This window comes from Mycobacterium sp. pV006 (assembly GCF_041287115.1).
Taxonomy (GTDB): domain Bacteria; phylum Actinomycetota; class Actinomycetes; order Mycobacteriales; family Mycobacteriaceae; genus Mycobacterium.
Window position 1 is genome coordinate 1 of the sequence record NZ_JBGGKT010000068.1, and the last position, 210, is coordinate 210.

The following is a 210-nucleotide window of genomic DNA, read 5'->3' on the forward strand; positions in this document are numbered from 1 at the left end:
GGCGGTCGCGCAGTGCGACGGCCCGGTCGGTTTGGGCCAGCGCCAACCCTTGGGTCACCCCGAGCGCGGCGGCCAGTTCAGCGGCCACCGCCCGATCGGGGTCGAGGAACCAGTTCTCCCGGTCGCGCGCTGACGGCAACTGGGTGCGGCGGTCGAACAACTCGGCCAGTACCGCCAGCTTGCGGTAGGCGGCGATGTTCTCCGCGCGCG

Annotated in this window: 1 protein-coding gene; it reads right to left on the reverse strand. The window is 72.9% G+C overall.

What is annotated here, in order from left to right; all coding sequences use genetic code 11:
* A partial coding sequence (locus tag ACAG25_RS24815; RefSeq protein WP_370491061.1) for a DUF222 domain-containing protein occupies positions 1-210 on the reverse strand: 210 nt, incomplete at both ends.